The following is a 16,537-nucleotide window of genomic DNA, read 5'->3' as shown; positions in this document are numbered from 1 at the left end:
CCCGCATGACGGTCACAGATATTGCAACCCGAACCTACAATCACGGCTGGCGGCTCGACCCGATCGTGCGCAGCCTGCTCGACACCGATTTCTATAAGCTGTTGATGCAGCGCATGATCCGGGAATGCTACCCGGACACGCACACGACCTTTTCGGTGATCAACCGCTCGACCCATATCAAGCTGGCCGAGATCATCGACGAGGGCGAGCTGCGCGCCCAGCTCGACCATGCCCGCACCATCCGTTTCACCAAGAAGGAGCTGATCTGGCTGGCCGGTAACACGTTCTACGGCAAGACCCAGATGTTCTCGCCCGATTTCATCAACTGGCTCTCGACCTTCCGCCTGCCCGAATACGAGCTGAGGAAGGTCGACGGCCAGTATGAGCTGCATTTCCACGGGCCGTGGACCCACACCACGATGTGGGAGATCCCGGCGCTCGCGATCCTCAATGAGTTACGCTCCCGCGCGGCGACAAAGGTGTATGGCCGCTTCGCGCTGGACGTGCTCTACGCCCGCGCCAAGGCCAAGCTGTGGACCAAGGTCGAGCGGCTGCGCAAGCTGGAGGGCCTGCGCCTGTCCGATTTCGGCACCCGCCGCCGCCACGGTTTCCTGTGGCAGCGCTGGTGCGTCGAGGCGGTGAAGGAAGGCCTGGGTCCGTGCTTTACCGGCACCTCGAACGTCCTGCTCGCGATGGACAACGACCTCGAGGCGATCGGCACCAACGCGCATGAGCTGCCGATGGTGGCCGCGGCGCTCGCCAATTCCGATGAAGAGCTGCGCTGGGCGCCCTATCGCATTCTCGACCAGTGGCGTCACACCTACGGCGGCAACCTGCTGATCGCCCTGCCCGACGCGTTCGGCACCAAGGCGTTCCTGCGCGATGCGCCGGAATGGGTCGCCGACTGGACCGGCTTTCGTCCCGACAGCGCGCCGGCGATCACGGCCGGCGAAGAGATCATCAAGTGGTGGAAGCAGAAGGGCCGCGATCCAAAGAAGAAGCTTTTGGTCTTCTCCGACGCGATGGATGTCGGCTCGATCGAGGAGACGTTCCATCACTTCAAGGGACGCGTCCGCATCAGCTTCGGCTGGGGCACCAACCTCACCAACGATTTCGTCGGCTGCGCGCCCGACGGCTCCGCCGAGCTCGACCCGATCTCGATCGTCTGCAAGGTGACGTCGGTCGACGGCCGGCCCGCCGTGAAACTCTCCGACAACCCGGAGAAGGCGACCGGCATCCCGTCCGAGGTCGAGCGCTATTTGCGCGTGTTCGGCAATGCCGGCCGCGTTCGCACTGCAGTTCACGTCTAAACCGGCACGCACATCACTTTCATCGACTGACCTGACGAGTTTCGCATGCCCGCACCCAAGCCGCCCGCCTTCGAAACCCTGAGCCTGCATGCCGGCCAGCGGCCTGATCCCGCGACCGGCTCGCGCGCGGTTCCGATCTATCAGACCACGTCCTACGTGTTCCAGGATGCCGACCACGCCGCCGCATTGTTCAACCTGGAGCGCGCCGGCCACATCTACACCCGCATCTCCAATCCGACGACCGCCGTGCTGGAGGAGCGCATCGCCGCGCTCGAATGCGGCGTCGGTGCGATCTGCACCGCGAGCGGGATGGCCGCGATGCATCTTGCGATCGCAACATTGCTCAATGCCGGCGACCACATCGTCGCCTCCGCCTCGCTCTATGGCGGCACCATCAACCTGCTCGCGCACACGCTGCCGCGTTTCGGCATCACCACCACGTTCGTGAAGCCGCGCGCGCTGGACGAGTTCCGTGCCGCGATCAGGCCGAACACGCGGCTCGTGATCGGCGAGACCATCGGCAATCCCGGCCTCGAGGTGCTCGATATCCCGGCGGTGGCGAGAATCGCGCATGATGCGAAGATCCCGCTGCTGATCGACAACACCTTCGCGACGCCCTATCTCAGCCAGCCGATCGAGCTCGGCGCCGACATCACGATGAACTCGGCGACCAAATGGATGGGCGGTCACGGCATCGCGATCGGCGGCGTCATCGTCGACGGCGGCCGCTTCGACTGGCGCGCCTCCGGCAAGTTCCCGCAGCTCACCGAGCCCTATGGCGGCTATCACGGCATCGTCTTCGACGAGCAGTTCGGCAAGGCCGCCTTCATCATGCGCGCCCGCACCGAGGGCCTGCGCGACTTCGGCGCCTGTCTGTCGCCGACCAACGCCTTCCAATTGTTGCAGGGCATCGAGACGCTCGGCGTCCGCATGGACCGGCACATGAGCAACACCCACGCCGTGCTCGACGCCCTCGCCGCCAACAAGGCGGTCGACTGGGTGCAGCATCCGGCGCTGGAGACCCATCCGGATCATGCGCTCGCCAGGAAGCTCCTGCCGCGCGGTGCCGGCTCGATCGTCAGCTTCGGCATCAAGGGCGGCCGCGCCGCCGGCAAGAAGTTCATCGAGTCGCTGAAGCTGATCAGCCATCTTGCCAATGTCGGTGACGCCAAGACGCTGGTGATCCACCCGGCCAGCACCACGCATCAGCAGATGGACGCCGAGCAGCTCAAGGCCGCCGGCATTGGCGAGGAGCTGGTGCGGCTGTCGGTCGGCATCGAAACCGCTGAGGATATCATCGACGATCTCGGCCAGGCGCTGCGCGCCTCGCAAAGGACCTGAGCCATGCAGCTTTCCGTCAACGGTATCGACACCTTCATCGCCACCGGCGGCAAGCCGTTCGATCCGTCGCTGCCGGCCGTGGTGATGATCCACGGCGCCGGCTTCGACTCTTCGACCTGGGCGCTGCACAGCCGCTGGTTCGCCCATCACGGCTTCTCCGTGCTGGCGCCCGACCTGCCCGGCCATGGCCGCTCGTCCGGCAAGCCGCTGCCGACCATTGCCGAGATGGCGGACTGGACCGCGGCGCTGATCACGGCAGCCGGCGCGTCGAAGGCCCGGCTGATCGGCCACTCCATGGGCTCGCTGATCGCGCTCGAGACCTCCGCACGGCACCCCGACAAGATCTCCGGCCTCGCGCTGATCGGCACCGCCGCGACGATGACGGTCGGCCCGGATCTGCTGAAGGCTGCCGAAGCCAACGATCCCGCCGCGATCGACATGGTCTCGATCTGGGGCCTCGGCTTCAAGGCCGAGCTCGGCGGCAGCCTCGCGCCGGGGCTTTGGATGCACCAGGGCGCGCAGCGGGTGCTGCAGGAGGCGAGGCCCGGCGTGCTGTACAACGACCTCAACGCCTGCAACGCCTACCAGAACGCGCTCGCTGCCGCGGCCGCGGTCAAGGTGCCGGCCACCTTCGTGCTCGGCGAGCGCGACATGATGACACCGGCCAAGGCCGGCAAGACACTCGCCGCGGCGACGCCGAACGCCCGCACCGTGGTGCTGCGAGGTGCCGGTCACATGATGATGGTCGAGCAGCCCGACGAGCTGCTGGCGGCGCTGCGGTAGCGGAACCGCAGGCTCCCCTTCCCTTCCTGTGTGGGAGAAGGTCGCTCGGACGCAAGTCCGCGCCGGATGAGAGGTCTGCGTCCGCGGATACAGCCACCTCAGCCGGCTCCGATGCTTTTGCATTCGAACTGCCCTTTGCCGCCACCACTGCTGGTGATGTTGGAGAACTTGCTTCGAAGGTGAGCACCCCCCAATATCGAAAACAACCCCATGCAAAGTAGCAGGGCGGCCGCCGGCACTCGGACAAGCAACTTGACGTGTCGGGCAACTCAGCGATATCTTCTATTATTCCGAAATTCTGCACCCCAGCGCCTACGCGTACGCGTCCGTCGCGATTGCGGCCGAAAATTCTCATGCCATTGCAAGGGCGACTTGGCGGGTAAGCACTCGATCGGTATGGCGGGTCGTGTTCAGGTGGACCGGGTCCGGAGGACGTGGAGATAATCGACTATCACGAGCCAGGGCGTGTACTCATAAATCGAGGCGGCTCGGATCACGCGCGTTGGATGTCTGCTATGGCCCTAACAGGAGCGCGAAAGCGGACATTGCCGTAAGTCCGAGAGGGGCCAGAAGGCGACATCACCTAGGGTGGGCATCCGATCAGAGCACGTCTGGCACTGCCGTCGGATCCATCATAGAGTGCGCCGTCGATTAGATTGCGGGCCAATGGTACAAGAACGGCCAGTGCGGGTTGAACGCAGATTATCGGCGATCTTGGCCGCCGATGTGGCTGGCTATTCGCGGCTCATGCATGATGATGATGAGGCTACCCACGCTAGGCTAACGGCGCTCCTCGCGGACACTGTCGCCCCTGCGATTGCGGAGCACGGCGGCCGTATCGTGAAGAACACCGGTGACGGGTTCTTGGCGGAGTTTCCGAGCGCGGTCGAAGCGGTACGCGCTGCCGTGCAGTTCCAGACCCGCATCAAGGAACTTACTATCTGCGAGGAAGACAGGCGCATTGCCTTCCGCGTGGGCATCAATATCGGCGACGTAATCGTCGAGCCCCATGATGTCTTTGGAGACGGCGTTAACATTGCGGCGCGGCTTGAGAGCATCGCGGAGCCGGGCGGCATCTGCATCTCGGCTTCTGCTTACGATCAAGTCCGAGGTAAGGTTGGGGCTGAGTTTTCCGATATGGGCGAGCAAAATCTCAAAAACATCGCTTCCCCGGTCCGAGCCTATGCCATGGTCGGGGACGGATCGAACCGGACAATACAGGGTGCTCGCGCCAAGCCGAACCTGCTTTCACCGCCTCGTCTCTCCATCGTTGTGCTGCCTTTCCTCAACCTCAGCGGCAACCCCAAGCAAGACTACTTCGTCGATGGTGTGACCGAGAGCCTCACGACCGACTTGTCGCGCATCTCAGGCTCGTTCGTGATCGGCCGACACACAGCATTCACGTACAAAGGCAAAGCGGTCGACCTCAAACAGATCGGCCGCGAATTGAACGTTCGCTACGTGCTCGAGGGCTCGGTGCAGCGAGGCGGCAACCGGCTGCGAGTGAATGTGCAACTGATCGACGCAGAGACCGGCAATTACCTTTGGGCCGAACGCTTCGACGAACCCGTTGCTGATCTTTTCGATATGCAAGACGAAATCGTATCGAGACTCGCCAACACATTGAATACTCAACTTATTGAGGCTGCGGCCCGGAGAGCCGAGCGTTCGCTCAATCCGGACGCATTGGATTTGTTTTTTCAGGGGGAAGCTTGCCTCAACAAGGGGATGACGTCCGAGTACATGATGCAAGGGCGGCACTTTTACGAACGTGCCTTGGCGCTTGATCCCGACAATGTTGACGCGCTGGTCGGAACAGGAAGGGTCGACGTGACATGTGCTTCGACCTCCATGGTTGACAACCGTGACGCTCTCCTCGCAGCGGCCGAGGCTGCACTGACCAAGGCTCTGTCGATGGCTCCGAGGTATGCTCTGGCCCATCTGTTTCTGGGCGTCGTCCAGATGGTTACGAACCGTCCCGCTCAAGGCATTCGCGAATGTGAACAGGCATTGACGCTTGATCGCAATTTGGCCGAAGCTCACGCCTGCATCGGCTTGGGGAAATATTTTCTTGGTCTTGGCGCGGAAACCGAAGCGCACGTCAACGAAGCATTCCGCCTTTCTCCTCGTGATACTGGCGCGTTTCGCTGGATGCAGTTTATTGGCATCGCCAAGTTGCAGATCGGCGCCGATGCCGAAGCAATCGCTTGGCTGCAGCGGTGCCTAGAGGCAAATCGAAATCACGCCGTTGCTCATTTTCAGCTGGCTGCAGCGCTCGCGCTGCTCGGCAAGCTAGATCAGGCACAGGCCGCCGTGAATGCTGGACTTGTTCTCAACTCGACTTTCACTATCCGCCGCTTGCGCACCACCGCCTCAAGCGACAATGCGGCATATCTCGCTGGACGCGAGCGCATCTGTGAGGGCATGCGTATGGCCGGGGTGCCTGAGACGTAAATGTCCGAGTTGGGTCACACCCCGTAAAGCTCAGGACGAGCACAAGATTTCCGCTTCGCTTCCAAGACCCGACATTTTGCACGTTTATGCGTACACGCCCTAGCACTACTTTGGCAGAATGTGTTTGCGCGACTGCTTTTCAAGGATTTGCTTTCGGCAATATGGGCACTGCTGAGACGGCGGCCGAAGGATGAGATCGACGATGGCGTGACGTACGGCGGGCATGGTTGGTTGAGGCGGAGGCCCGTTGATTCTTTTTTTTCCGCCCCGCGTGTGCGAGGCGACGATGTTGCAGGAAGGCGTAGGCAATCATGGTCATCAGGGCGTGGCGATGAAGACCTTGCCATGATCGCCCTTCGAAGTGATCCAGTCCAAGCTCCTCCTTCAACTGCTGATGCGCCTGCTCACAAATCCACCGTGCCTTGATGGTTGCGGCCAGCGTGCGCAGATCCGTCGCCGCCGGGAGATTGGCGAGATAGTATTTCTTCTCCCCGGAGGCGCGTTGCTCGCCAATGAGCCAGGCCTCGTCGCCTGGGAGATGCTGCTGACCCTTGTCCCAAATCCGCTGCGGAGGGCCGTCGGCGGTGCGGACACGGACAGCAGCAAATCGGGCTGTCAGACGACCTTTCGTTCCGCTGCGCCAACTCACGGTTTTCCATTTGGCGCTGGCCAGCATTTGTTCTGCCGCAATCGATAAGACATCTGGTACGTGGTGCTTTCGTGGCTTCCCGCGGACTTTGGTAATCGGCCAAATGAGCTGTACATCAACCGGATACACCTTGAGATGCCGAGGGATGCCGACGGCCCAGGCCAGGCCGCGTTCTGTTAGCCCCTGTCGAAACGGTGCGCTAAGCCCGTATCCTGCATCCGCCAGCACGCATCCAAAGCGCACGTTGGCTGCCATCGCTCGGTCAACCTCGGCCAAAGCAATTTCCGGCTTGGATCGTGCCGTTCGGTGTTCGATCGGCACGCGAGCACGCTTCAAACGAGACACATTGCTCGTCCAGCTTTCGGGCAAAAAGAGACGCAGCGCGACCATTACTGGCACTTCGCCGCGCGCAAGGGTCAGCGACACCAGCGTTTGGCAATTTGCCGTTTTGCCAAGAGAGGACGCATATTGAGGCGCGACGCCAACCGAGCGTTCGCCCTTCTTCGGCATTGCGGTGTCGTCAATAACGAGCACCGCGTCCTTGCCGCCGACAAGCCGGTCGGCCTGATTTAACAGTTCAGATTCCAGCGGAGTCGCGTCCCAGACACCGTCGGCAATGAAATGGTGCAACTGATCGTAGTTGCCCGCGGCAAGGCGCTCCGCCATCGGCTGAACGCTTTTGCGGTCGCCGGGACCGATCAATCCCGCAACGTACAATGGACACATCCGCCGCCGGGTCCTATGACCCAACCGATCCAGGAACGGCTTCAGCCAGCGTTCGAGTTCGTCTTCCCACTCCGCCATGGTCAGCCCTCCGAGAGCCGACCACCCATGAATCATTGAAAAATCGATTCGGGAATCCTAAAAAACGCAGTAAAAGCGATAATCTGCCAAAGTAGTGCTAGCCTAGTCGGTCCACACGGATCGCGTAGCCAAAACGCTTACGAGCACGACCACGCAGGTGGTCGGAAAGAATTTCCACGCGGGTGCCAGCGGCACGCCTCGGATGGCGAAGGCGCAGTTTGGCGGACGATGCCGCGACGCCGAATGCCCGCATTGTGGTGCTGCCGGCCACATGATGATGGTCGAGCAGCCCGACGAACTGTTGGCGGCGTTGCGGTAGCGCTGCCACAGACTCCACTTTCCTTCTCCCCTTGTAGGAGAAGGTGGCACAGGCGGCTAATGGCCGCCGTTTCTAAGCAACGCCGACGCGGAGCGTCGGCTACGGCGCCGGATGAGGGGTTCTCTCGGCAGACGAACTCGCGGATAGAATCCCTCACCCGGCTTCATCTCGCTTCGCTCGATTTCGCCACCCTCTCCCACATCCGCCTTCGCCAAGGCTACGGCGGACATGAGAGGAGAGGGTGCACCTCACGCGCGGCTAGGATTGTCGTCACTGTTTCGCAGGCTTGCGCTCGATCGGATGAATATCGATCGCACGAAGACGGCCGAGACGCAGCACGTCCATCGACAGGGTCCGGCCGATCCGGCTGTGATCGAGCGCGCGGATCAGATCGTCGACGCCGTTGATCTCGATCCCGTCGAGCCTGATCACGACATCGCCCGGCAGCAGGCTTGCCCGCGCGGCAGGACTGTCGGGTTCGATCTGCATCAGCAGCGCGCCCATCTTGTTCTCGACGCCGGCGAGCACGGCATGCCGCCGCGGCACCGGCGCGGTCTGGCCGGCGACGCCGATATAGGCGCGGCGGACATAGCCGTGGCGGATGATCTCCGACAGCACGAACTGCGCGGTGTTGCTGGCGACCGCAAAGCAGATGCCCTGCGCGCCATTGATGATCGCGGTGTTGATGCCGATCACCTCCGCCTTTGACGACACCAGCGGCCCGCCGGAATTGCCGGGGTTGAGCGCCGCATCGGTCTGGATCACGTCCTCGATGGTCCGTCCGCTGACCGAACGGATCGAGCGGCCCAGCGCCGATACCACGCCGGCGGTCACGGTCGATTCAAAGCCGAGCGGATTGCCGATCGCGACCACGAGCTGGCCGCGCCGCAAGGTCTTGGAATTGCCGAGCGAGGCATAGGGCAGATCGCGCGCGCCATCGGCCCGCAGCAATGCGAGGTCGGTGTCGGGATCGACGCCGAGCACATGCGCGTCGGTGACGAAGCCCTCGGTGTCACGAAGCCGGATCTCCTTCGACGATCCGACCACGTGGCTGTTGGTCAGCACGAGCCCGTCGGGCGAGATCACGATGCCCGAGCCGAGCCCGCTCCGCTCGCGGGCGTTGCGCACCTTCGGTCCGGTTTCGACGCGGACGACCGCCGGTCCGACGCGTTCGGTCACGTCGATCAGGGCATTGGAATAGGCATCCAGCAAGACCCGGTCATTGTCCCGGGAAGCGTCAGCCGTTCGCGATGACGGCCTGTCATCGGCGATATCTGAAGTATAATCCAACATGGCGAGAGTCCTTTGGTCTCCTCAGATGGTGACCGGTTCCCGCCGCCGCAAGTGGTTACATCTGGCGCAGGTCAGCCCTGCTAGTCCGCCCGCCTCAGCGTGCCGCCGCGCGCCCTGACCGGATCGAGCAGCGACCAGTCGCCTTCGGGCAAAACATGCCCCTTCGGGAATGGCGCGCGGAGCTCGAGGCCGAGCGAGCGCAGCACGCGATCGTCGCGGTAGTAGCACTGCAGCACCACGCGGACGAGCGTCGCGGCCGCGGCGCCGCCGCTGGTCCGAAACTCCTGCGCCACGGCGTCGCGCCTGGCATTGTCGAGCTCGGCGAGCGGCCTGCCGGCGAGCCGCGCCAGATGGTCCAGCGCTTGCGCGACCAGCGCGGTGTCGCGGCCGAGCGTCTTGAGCATGTCCGCCTGGATCGCCGGATCGTCAGCACCCGGCACCTTGTACTCGTCGCTGGCGGGAATGATCATCGCGGCGATGGTGCGAAGATCGGCGCACTGGGCTGCAGTCAGTTCATTGCTATCGGACATGGCGGTCTCAGTCGAACAGGTTGGCGAGGCGCTGCTTCATCTGGTCGGCGATGTAGAGCGCGAGGGCCTGGATGGTGGAGGTCGGGTTGACGCCGCCCGAGGTCACGAAAATGCTGCCGTCGACGATGAAGAGGTTCTTCACGTCGTGCGAGCGGCCCCATTCGTTGACGACAGAGCGTGACGGATCGGTGCCCATCCGCGCGGTGCCGAGCAAATGCCAGCCGCCCCACGGGATCGGATCGTTGATGCAGATGTCGGTGGCGCCGGCAACCTCAAGAATCTCCCGGCCACGTGCCAGTGCGTGGTCCATCATCTTCCGGCTGTTCGCGCTGATCGTGTAGTCGATCTTCGGCGCCGGGATGCCATGGCTGTCCTTCAATACGGGATCGAGCGTGACGCGGTTGTGCTCTTCCGGCAGGTCCTCGCAGATCGCCGAGACCGCGAGACGATGGCCGTTGAGCTTGCGGAAGACGCGGTGGTGGTCCGCGCCCCATGGCAGGATGCCCTTCTGCTCGCTCGCGACCGCCTCGAACACCGGCCCGGCGCCGCGGCCGAACTGGATGCCGTAGCCGCGGACGAAGCCGCGCGACAGATCGGTGTCGTAGAACTCCTTGCTCCACAGGCAGGTCGGCGGCGCGCGGTTGCTATCGGTCGGCTCCTTCACGAAGCCGTAGATCTGCGCGTAAGGGTGGAACATCAGGTTCTTGCCGACCAGGCCGGACGAGTTGGCGAGGCCGTTCGGAAACTTGCCGGACGCCGAGTTGAGCAGCAGCCGCGGCGTGCCGACGCCATTGCAGGCGAGGATCACCACCTCGGCCGGCTGAAACTGCTCGACGCCATCCTTGTCGTAATACACGACGCCCGAGGCCATGCCGTGCTCATTGGTCAGGATCTCGCGCACCCGGCAATGTGTCTTGAGCTCGACCCCGGCGCGGATCGCATGCGGCCAATAGGTGATGTCGGTCGACGCCTTGGCACCCTGCGCGCACGCCGGCGTGCAATGGCCGAGATTGATGCAGCGCGCCCTGCCCTCGTAGTCCATCGTCGCCACCGTGGTATCCGACGGCCACCAGTGCCAGCCGAGCTTGTTCATCGCCTTGCCGATCAGCGGACCGGACAACCCGAGCGGCTGCGGCGGCATTGGCGGATGGCTCAACGGCGACAGCGGATCGCCTGACAGGCCCGAGACACCCATCATGCGGTCGTTCTCCTCGAAGAACGGGGTCAGCGTGTCGTAATCGATCGGCCAGTCGTCGGCGACGCCGTCGAGCGTCTTCACCTTGAAGTCGGAGGGATGCAGCCGAGGCCAGTGCGCGGTGTACATCACTGTCGAACCGCCGACGCCGTTGAAGTTGACGACCTTGATCGGGGAGTTGTCGTCGTTGATCGGATAGTCCTCGGGCCGGCGGCGAATATTCGGGCTGGTCGACCAGTCACCGTAGAATTTCGCCTCCCAGTCGCGTCCGGTGCTCGGATATTCCGCCGGGTTCATCCAGCCGCCCTGATCGAGGCAGAGGATATGCATCTTGGTATCGGCGAGGCTCCAGGCCACCGCCGCGCCGGAGGCGCCGGCGCCGATGATCAGGACGTCAACGGGATCGTTCATTCGGATTCCTTGTTCTTGATTGTCTCGTCATTCCGGAATGGTCCGAAGGACCAGACCACAGATGCGCAATCGCGCAACGGGAACTCTCGAGATTCCCCGATGCGCACAGCACATCATAGCTCGATGCTTCGCATCGGCCCGGAATGACGTGCATAAAATCGCAGCGACGATAGAGGAAATCCCAAGGTCGAGTAAAGGCACCGGGCGTGCTGTCCGCCGCACGGAATGCCGCGCTCGAACAGCGCACCCGGCAAATCGCGATGGCTGCCCCGCTCTGCTCGGTTTGTCGGCCGCGGCAAGACCGGCTAGCCTTGCCGGCAATCAACACGTCAGGGAGCAATGTCAGGTGGCCGCACCGCGCCAGGATCACGCCCCGTCGCAGACGGCTGCGCTCGACTACGACGTCATCATCATCGGCGCTGGCCTCTCCGGCATGTACCAGCTCTACCGGCTGCGCGAGATGGGCCTGCGCGTCCGCGTGTTCGAGACCGGCACTGGCGTCGGCGGCACCTGGTACTGGAACCGCTATCCGGGCGCGCGCTTCGATTCCGAGAGCTATTCCTACGGCTACTCCTTCTCCAAGGAGCTGTTGCAGGAATGGGAATGGTCGGAGCATTTCGCCGGCCAGCCGGAGACGCTGCGCTATTGCAACTACGTCGCCGACAAGTTCGATCTGCGCCGCGACATCCAGTTCGAGAGCCGCGTCACCGCCGCCATCTATCAGGACGACGTACGAAGCTGGCAGATCACGCTCGAGAGCGGCGCGCGCCATACCTGCCGTTTCCTGATCACCGCGATCGGGCCGCTGTCGACGCCGACGCTGCCGCGCATCGAGGGCCGCGACAGTTTCAAGGGCCAATCCTTCCACACCGCGCGCTGGCCGAAGCAGAAGGTGGATTTCACCGGCAAGCGCGTCGCTGTCATCGGCACCGGCGCGACCGGCATCCAGACCATCCAGACCATCGCCGCCGAGGTCGGGCACCTCACCGTGTTCCAGCGCACCGCCAATTGGGCGGCGCCGCTGCACAACGGCAAGATCGATGCCGAGACCCAGGCGAAGATCAAGGCCGGCTATCCCGAGATCTTCGCGCGCTGCAAGGAGACCTTTGCCTGCTTCGTCCACACCCCGGACCCGCGCGGCGCGTTCGAGGTCACCGACGAGGAGCGCGAGGCGTTCTATGAGAAGCTCTATGGCGAGCGCGGCTTCGGCATCTGGCAGGGCAATTTCAATGACATCCTGATCGACCGCAAGGCGAATGCGACGATCAGCGATTTCGTGGCGCGGAAGATCCGAGAGCGCGTCAAGAACCAGGCGGTGGCAGAGAAGCTGATCCCGAAGAACCACGGCTTTGGTACGCGGCGGCTGCCGCTCGAGACCTTCTATTACGAAGTCTACAACCGCGACAATGTCGAGCTCGTTGATCTGAAGCAGACGCCGATCGAGCGCATCACGCCCGAGGGCATCCGGACCAGCGAGAAGGACTACGCGTTCGACATCATCATCTATGCGACCGGCTTCGACGCCATCACCGGCAGCTTCGACAGGATCGATATCCGCGGCGCCGGCGGTGCGCTGTTGAAAAAGAAGTGGAAGCACGGGCCGGAGACCTATCTTGGCCTGATGATCGACGGTTTCCCCAACCTTATGATGCTGATGGGCCCACACACCGCGCTCGGCAACATCCCGCGCAGCATCGAATACAGCGTAGACTGGGTCACCGGCCTGATCCGCTTCGCGGTCGAGAAAGGGCTGACCTTCCTCGACGCCACGCCCGAAGGCACCGCCGACTGGACCGATCATGTGAAGGCGCTCGGCGTCGGCCTGCTGTCCAACGAGGTCGATTCCTGGATGACCGGGATCAACCGCAACGTCGAGGGCAAGCAGACCCGCATCGTCGCCCGCTACAGCGGCAGCGCCCCGGCGTACCGCGCGCGATGCGACGAGGTCGCCGCTAAGGGGTATGTTGAGTTGCGGCTGGGGTAAGCTCGTTCCAACAGTATCGAGCACGTGGGCGCGCTCAAAGCGAGAACCCGGAATCCATTCATCTACAACACGCGTGGCCCGATGGATTCCGGGTTCATGCTTCGCATGCCCCGGAATGACGGAGGAAATGGCGCAGCGCTCCGGAGGAAGCGCCCCTACCACGCATCGATGCATGGGCGCTTGCGGTGGGTGCGCGGCTCCGGCTTGGGCACCGAGCGGAGGCCCGCCATGATCCAGTGGCGGGTGTCCGCGGGGTCGATCACCTCATCGATCTCGAGCACGGAGGCGATAGAAACCGCCTTGCCGTTGGCATAGAGCTCGGCGACCTTGGTCTGGAAATATTTCTCGCGCTCCACCGGGTCCTCGATCGCTTCCATTTCCTTGCGGAAGCCGAGCCGGACATAGCCTTCCAGCCCCATGCCGCCGAATTCGCCGGTCGGCCAGGCCACCGTGAAGAACGAGGCGTGGAAGCCGCCGCCGATCATCGATTGCGCGCCGAGCCCGTAACCCTTGCGCAGCACGATACCGAACAGCGGCACCGTGATGCTCGCGCCGGTGACGAACATCCGCGCGACGTGACGCACGATCGCGGCCTTCTCCGCCTCCGGGCCGACCATGAAGCCCGGCGTGTCGCACAGCGAGACGATCGGGATGTCGAAGGCGTCGCAGAGCTGCATGAAGCGCGCCGCCTTGTCGCCGGCCGGCGCGTCGATCGCGCCGCCGAGATGCTTGGGATTGTTGGCGATCAGGCCGAACGGCTTGCCTTCGATGCGGATGAAGGCCGTGATCATGCCGACGCCGAAATCGCGCCGGATCTCCAGCACCGAGCCCTCGTCGGCGATCAGATCGATCACGTTGCGGATGTCGTAGACCCGCAAGCGATTCTCCGGGATCGCGCGGCGCAGCAGCCGCTGGTCCGGCGCCTTCCAGTCCTTCACGGCGCCCTGGAAATAGGACAGATATTTCTGCGCGGTCGTCGTCGCCTCGGCCTCGTCCTCGACCAGGATGTCGATCACGCCGTTCGGCGACTGGAACGTAACAGGGCCGACCTCGGCCGGATGATAGACGCCGAGCCCGCCGCCCTCGATCATCGCAGGCCCGCCCATGCCGATCGAGGCGTTCCTGGTGGCGATGATGACGTCGCAGACGCCGAGCATTGCGGCGTTGCCGGCGAAGCAGTAGCCCGAGACGATGCCGACCACCGGCACGAGACCGGAGAGCCTTGCGAATTGCACAAAGGACGGGCCGTCGAGGCCGGTCATGCCGAGCCGATCAGTATCGCCGGGACGGCCGCCGCCACCTTCGGCATAAAACACCAGCGGAAGCCGCCACTGCTCGGTGAGCGTGAGCATGCGGTCGATCTTCTTGTGATTCATGTGGCCCTGCGTGCCCGCCAGCACGGTGTAGTCATAGGCGATCACCATGCAGCGCGCGCCTTCGGGGCCGAAATCCTTGGCATTGACGGTGGCCACGCCTGCGATCAGGCCGTCGGCCGGCGTGTTCTTGATGAGGTCCTCGACCTTGCGGCGGCGGCGTTGTGCCGCGATCGCGAGCGAGCCGTATTCGACGAAGGAGCCCTCGTCGACCAGATGCGCGACGTTCTCGCGCGCGGTGCGCTGGTTGGTCTTGCGGCGGCGCTCGACCGAGGCCGGGCGGTTCTCGTCCAGCGTGATCGCCTTGCGCGCGATCAATTCGGCAAGATCGGGGCGGATGTGGTCGAGATCGATCGCCGCCTCTTCTTCCGTCTGGTGGCCATCGACCTCGGCGGGCTCGAGGAACAGGATCGGCTCGCCATGCATCAGCGTGACGCCGGGACCACCGGCGATCTTCATCACCCGGCCGCCCTGCGGCGCGGCGACGAGGTGCTCCATCTTCATCGATTCCAGCACCGCGATCTGCTGGCCCGGACGGACGAGATCGCCTTCTGCGACATCGATCGCAACGATCGTGCCTTGCAAGGGCGCCGGCACCGGGAGCGAGCCCTCCGGTGCGGCCTCAGTTGCCGCCGGCGTGGCGGCCACCGTCGGATTCACCTCGACCAACGGTTCGGCAAGATCCTTGGCCGCGCCGACGAGCGCCGCGACATGGGTATCGATGAAGTTCGTGCTGATCTTGTTCCGGACAAAACTCTGGTGCGCCAGCACCGCGCCGAGGAACGGGATGTTGGTGGCGACGCCGCCGATGCGGAATTCGCGCAAGGCGCGCGCCGCCTTGTGCACGACGTCGGGCCACCTCTCGCTCGGCGAATGCACGATGACCTTTGCCAGCAGCGAGTCGAAGGCCGCGCTGGTCTTGTAGCCGGAATAGCCGAACGTATCGACGCGGACGCCGGGGCCGGACGGCAGGTCGAACACCGCAAGCGTGCCGCCGGTCGGCTTGGTCAATCCCTTCTCGTCCATCACCTCCATGTTGACGCGGAGCTGCATGGCATAGCCGCGCGGCAGCGGCACCGCAGCTTGCGCGAGCCCGAGGGAAGCCAGCGTCGCGCCGGCCGCCACCGCGAGCTGCGAGCGCACCAGATCAATGCCCAGCACCTCTTCGGTGACGGTATGCTCGACCTGGAGCCGCGGATTGGCCTCGATGAAGGCAAAGGCGCCCTCGCCTTCACCGGCGTCGTCATCCACGAGGAATTCGAAGGTGCCGAGGTTGTCGTAGCGCGCCGCTGCCGCGAGCTGCTTCGCCGCCTCGATGATGCGCGCACGCAAGACCTCGCTCAGAGACGGGCTCGGCGCCACCTCGATGAGCTTCTGGTTGCGGCGCTGGATGGTGCATTCGCGCTCCCAGAGATGGCTGATCGTGCCGTGGCGATCGCCGATGATCTGCACCTCGATATGGCGGGCTTTCCGGATCAGCCGCTCGACATAGACGTCGCCGCTGCCGAACGCAGCCTTGGCCTCCGATTGGCAGCGCGCATAGGCTTCGTCGAGCTTGGCCGCGTCGTCGACCACGCGCATGCCGCGGCCGCCGCCGCCGGCGATCGCCTTGATCATCACCGCCGCGCCCGCGCCCAGCGAGGTGAAGAATGCCCTGGCCTCGTCGAGCGTCGTCGCGCCCGAGGTCCCGGCAATGATCGGCACGCCGCATTTTTTCGCCAGCGCCTTTGCCTGGGCCTTGTCGCCGAACAGCTCGAGCGCCTCCGGCGACGGACCGACGAAGGTGATCTTCTCCTCCGCGCAGCGCCGCGCGAGCTGGGTGTTCTCGCTGAGGAAGCCATAGCCGGGATGGAGCGCATCGCAGCCGGCCGCCTTGGCGGCCGCAACCACCGCCTCGATGTCGAGATAGGCCCGCGCGCCGCGGCCGGGGATCTCGCGCGCCTCATCGGCGGCGCGGACATGCCGCGAGGCCGCATCGTCGGCGGGATAGATCGCGACGGTGGCAAGGCCGCTCTCACCAGCGGCGCGGGCGATACGGATCGCGATCTCACCGCGGTTGGCAATCAGCAATTTCTTGAAGGACATGACTAT

11 protein-coding genes are annotated in these 16,537 nt (G+C 64.0%); 5 read left to right on the top strand and 6 right to left on the bottom strand.

All coding sequences use genetic code 11. The features are described 5' to 3' along the window. Positions 1–5 precede the first annotated feature (5 nt). The 4 genes from pncB to MTX23_RS10860 all read left to right on the top strand — a co-directional run bounded on the left by pncB (position 6) and on the right by MTX23_RS10860 (position 5,888). Positions 6–1,310, top strand: coding sequence for a nicotinate phosphoribosyltransferase (gene pncB, locus MTX23_RS10875; RefSeq protein WP_280976627.1), 1,305 nt, complete (start codon positions 6–8; stop codon positions 1,308–1,310). A gap of 45 nt (positions 1,311–1,355) precedes the next feature. Beyond that, positions 1,356–2,651 carry an O-acetylhomoserine aminocarboxypropyltransferase gene (locus MTX23_RS10870; protein ID WP_280976626.1) on the top strand — a complete coding sequence of 432 codons (1,296 nt, stop codon included), beginning with the start codon at positions 1,356–1,358 and terminating at the stop codon, positions 2,649–2,651. A gap of 3 nt (positions 2,652–2,654) precedes the next feature. Then, positions 2,655–3,434: an alpha/beta hydrolase gene (locus MTX23_RS10865; protein WP_280976625.1), complete on the top strand. Its 780-nt coding sequence runs from the start codon at positions 2,655–2,657 to the stop codon at positions 3,432–3,434. A 666-nt stretch (positions 3,435–4,100) separates the two neighbouring features. Next, positions 4,101–5,888: an adenylate/guanylate cyclase domain-containing protein gene (locus MTX23_RS10860; RefSeq protein ID WP_280976624.1), complete on the top strand. Its 1,788-nt coding sequence runs from the start codon at positions 4,101–4,103 to the stop codon at positions 5,886–5,888. 139 nt (positions 5,889–6,027) lie between these two features. Here MTX23_RS10860 and MTX23_RS10855 read toward each other — a convergent pair whose 3' ends face one another. From MTX23_RS10855 to MTX23_RS10835, 5 genes are all read right to left on the bottom strand, one after another. Then, complete coding sequence (locus MTX23_RS10855) at positions 6,028–7,377, bottom strand: IS701 family transposase (RefSeq protein ID WP_280972939.1); 1,350 nt, start codon at positions 7,375–7,377, stop codon at positions 6,028–6,030. Positions 7,378–7,438: 61 nt separating this feature from the next. Beyond that, complete coding sequence (locus MTX23_RS10850; protein WP_280976623.1) at positions 7,439–7,678, bottom strand: hypothetical protein; 240 nt, start codon at positions 7,676–7,678, stop codon at positions 7,439–7,441. Between the two features lie 252 nt (positions 7,679–7,930). Beyond that, on the bottom strand, positions 7,931–8,953 hold the full coding sequence (locus MTX23_RS10845) for a trypsin-like peptidase domain-containing protein (RefSeq protein ID WP_280976622.1): 1,023 nt from the start codon (positions 8,951–8,953) through the stop codon (positions 7,931–7,933). 80 nt (positions 8,954–9,033) lie between these two features. Next, on the bottom strand, positions 9,034–9,483 hold the full coding sequence (locus MTX23_RS10840; RefSeq protein WP_280976621.1) for a hypothetical protein: 450 nt from the start codon (positions 9,481–9,483) through the stop codon (positions 9,034–9,036). Between the two features lie 7 nt (positions 9,484–9,490). After that, positions 9,491–11,089 (bottom strand): GMC family oxidoreductase, encoded by a 1,599-nt coding sequence (locus MTX23_RS10835; RefSeq protein ID WP_280976620.1) that lies wholly within the window; start codon positions 11,087–11,089, stop codon positions 9,491–9,493. 346 nt (positions 11,090–11,435) lie between these two features. On the opposite strand from MTX23_RS10835, the gene MTX23_RS10830 reads away from it, so the two are divergent. After that, entirely contained in the window at positions 11,436–13,073 is a 1,638-nt protein-coding gene (locus tag MTX23_RS10830; RefSeq protein ID WP_280976619.1) for an NAD(P)/FAD-dependent oxidoreductase, read from the top strand. Between the two features lie 155 nt (positions 13,074–13,228). Here the strand turns inward: MTX23_RS10830 and MTX23_RS10825 are convergent, their stop codons facing one another. Then, complete coding sequence (locus MTX23_RS10825; RefSeq protein WP_280976618.1) at positions 13,229–16,531, bottom strand: carboxyl transferase domain-containing protein; 3,303 nt, start codon at positions 16,529–16,531, stop codon at positions 13,229–13,231. Positions 16,532–16,537 lie beyond the last annotated feature (6 nt).

Source organism: Bradyrhizobium sp. ISRA436, assembly GCF_029910015.1.
Lineage (GTDB): Bacteria > Pseudomonadota > Alphaproteobacteria > Rhizobiales > Xanthobacteraceae > Bradyrhizobium.
The sequence above is the reverse complement of the archived record's forward strand: the minus strand, read 5'-3'. Positions and strand labels throughout refer to the sequence as shown.

What these genes read in the sequence shown, in the direction of transcription:
- MTX23_RS10870 (WP_280976626.1), top strand. Translation starts at nt 1,356, where the DNA reads ATGCCCGCACCCAAGCCGCCCGCCTTCGAAACCCTGAGCCTGCATGCC.
- MTX23_RS10860 (WP_280976624.1), top strand. Translation starts at nt 4,101, where the DNA reads ATGGTACAAGAACGGCCAGTGCGGGTTGAACGCAGATTATCGGCGATC.
- MTX23_RS10845 (WP_280976622.1), bottom strand. Translation starts at nt 8,953, where the DNA reads ATGTTGGATTATACTTCAGATATCGCCGATGACAGGCCGTCATCGCGA.
- MTX23_RS10835 (WP_280976620.1), bottom strand. Translation starts at nt 11,089, where the DNA reads ATGAACGATCCCGTTGACGTCCTGATCATCGGCGCCGGCGCCTCCGGC.
- pncB (WP_280976627.1), top strand. Translation starts at nt 6, where the DNA reads ATGACGGTCACAGATATTGCAACCCGAACCTACAATCACGGCTGGCGG.
- MTX23_RS10865 (WP_280976625.1), top strand. Translation starts at nt 2,655, where the DNA reads ATGCAGCTTTCCGTCAACGGTATCGACACCTTCATCGCCACCGGCGGC.
- MTX23_RS10840 (WP_280976621.1), bottom strand. Translation starts at nt 9,483, where the DNA reads ATGTCCGATAGCAATGAACTGACTGCAGCCCAGTGCGCCGATCTTCGC.
- MTX23_RS10855 (WP_280972939.1), bottom strand. Translation starts at nt 7,377, where the DNA reads ATGATTCATGGGTGGTCGGCTCTCGGAGGGCTGACCATGGCGGAGTGG.
- MTX23_RS10825 (WP_280976618.1), bottom strand. Translation starts at nt 16,531, where the DNA reads ATGTCCTTCAAGAAATTGCTGATTGCCAACCGCGGTGAGATCGCGATC.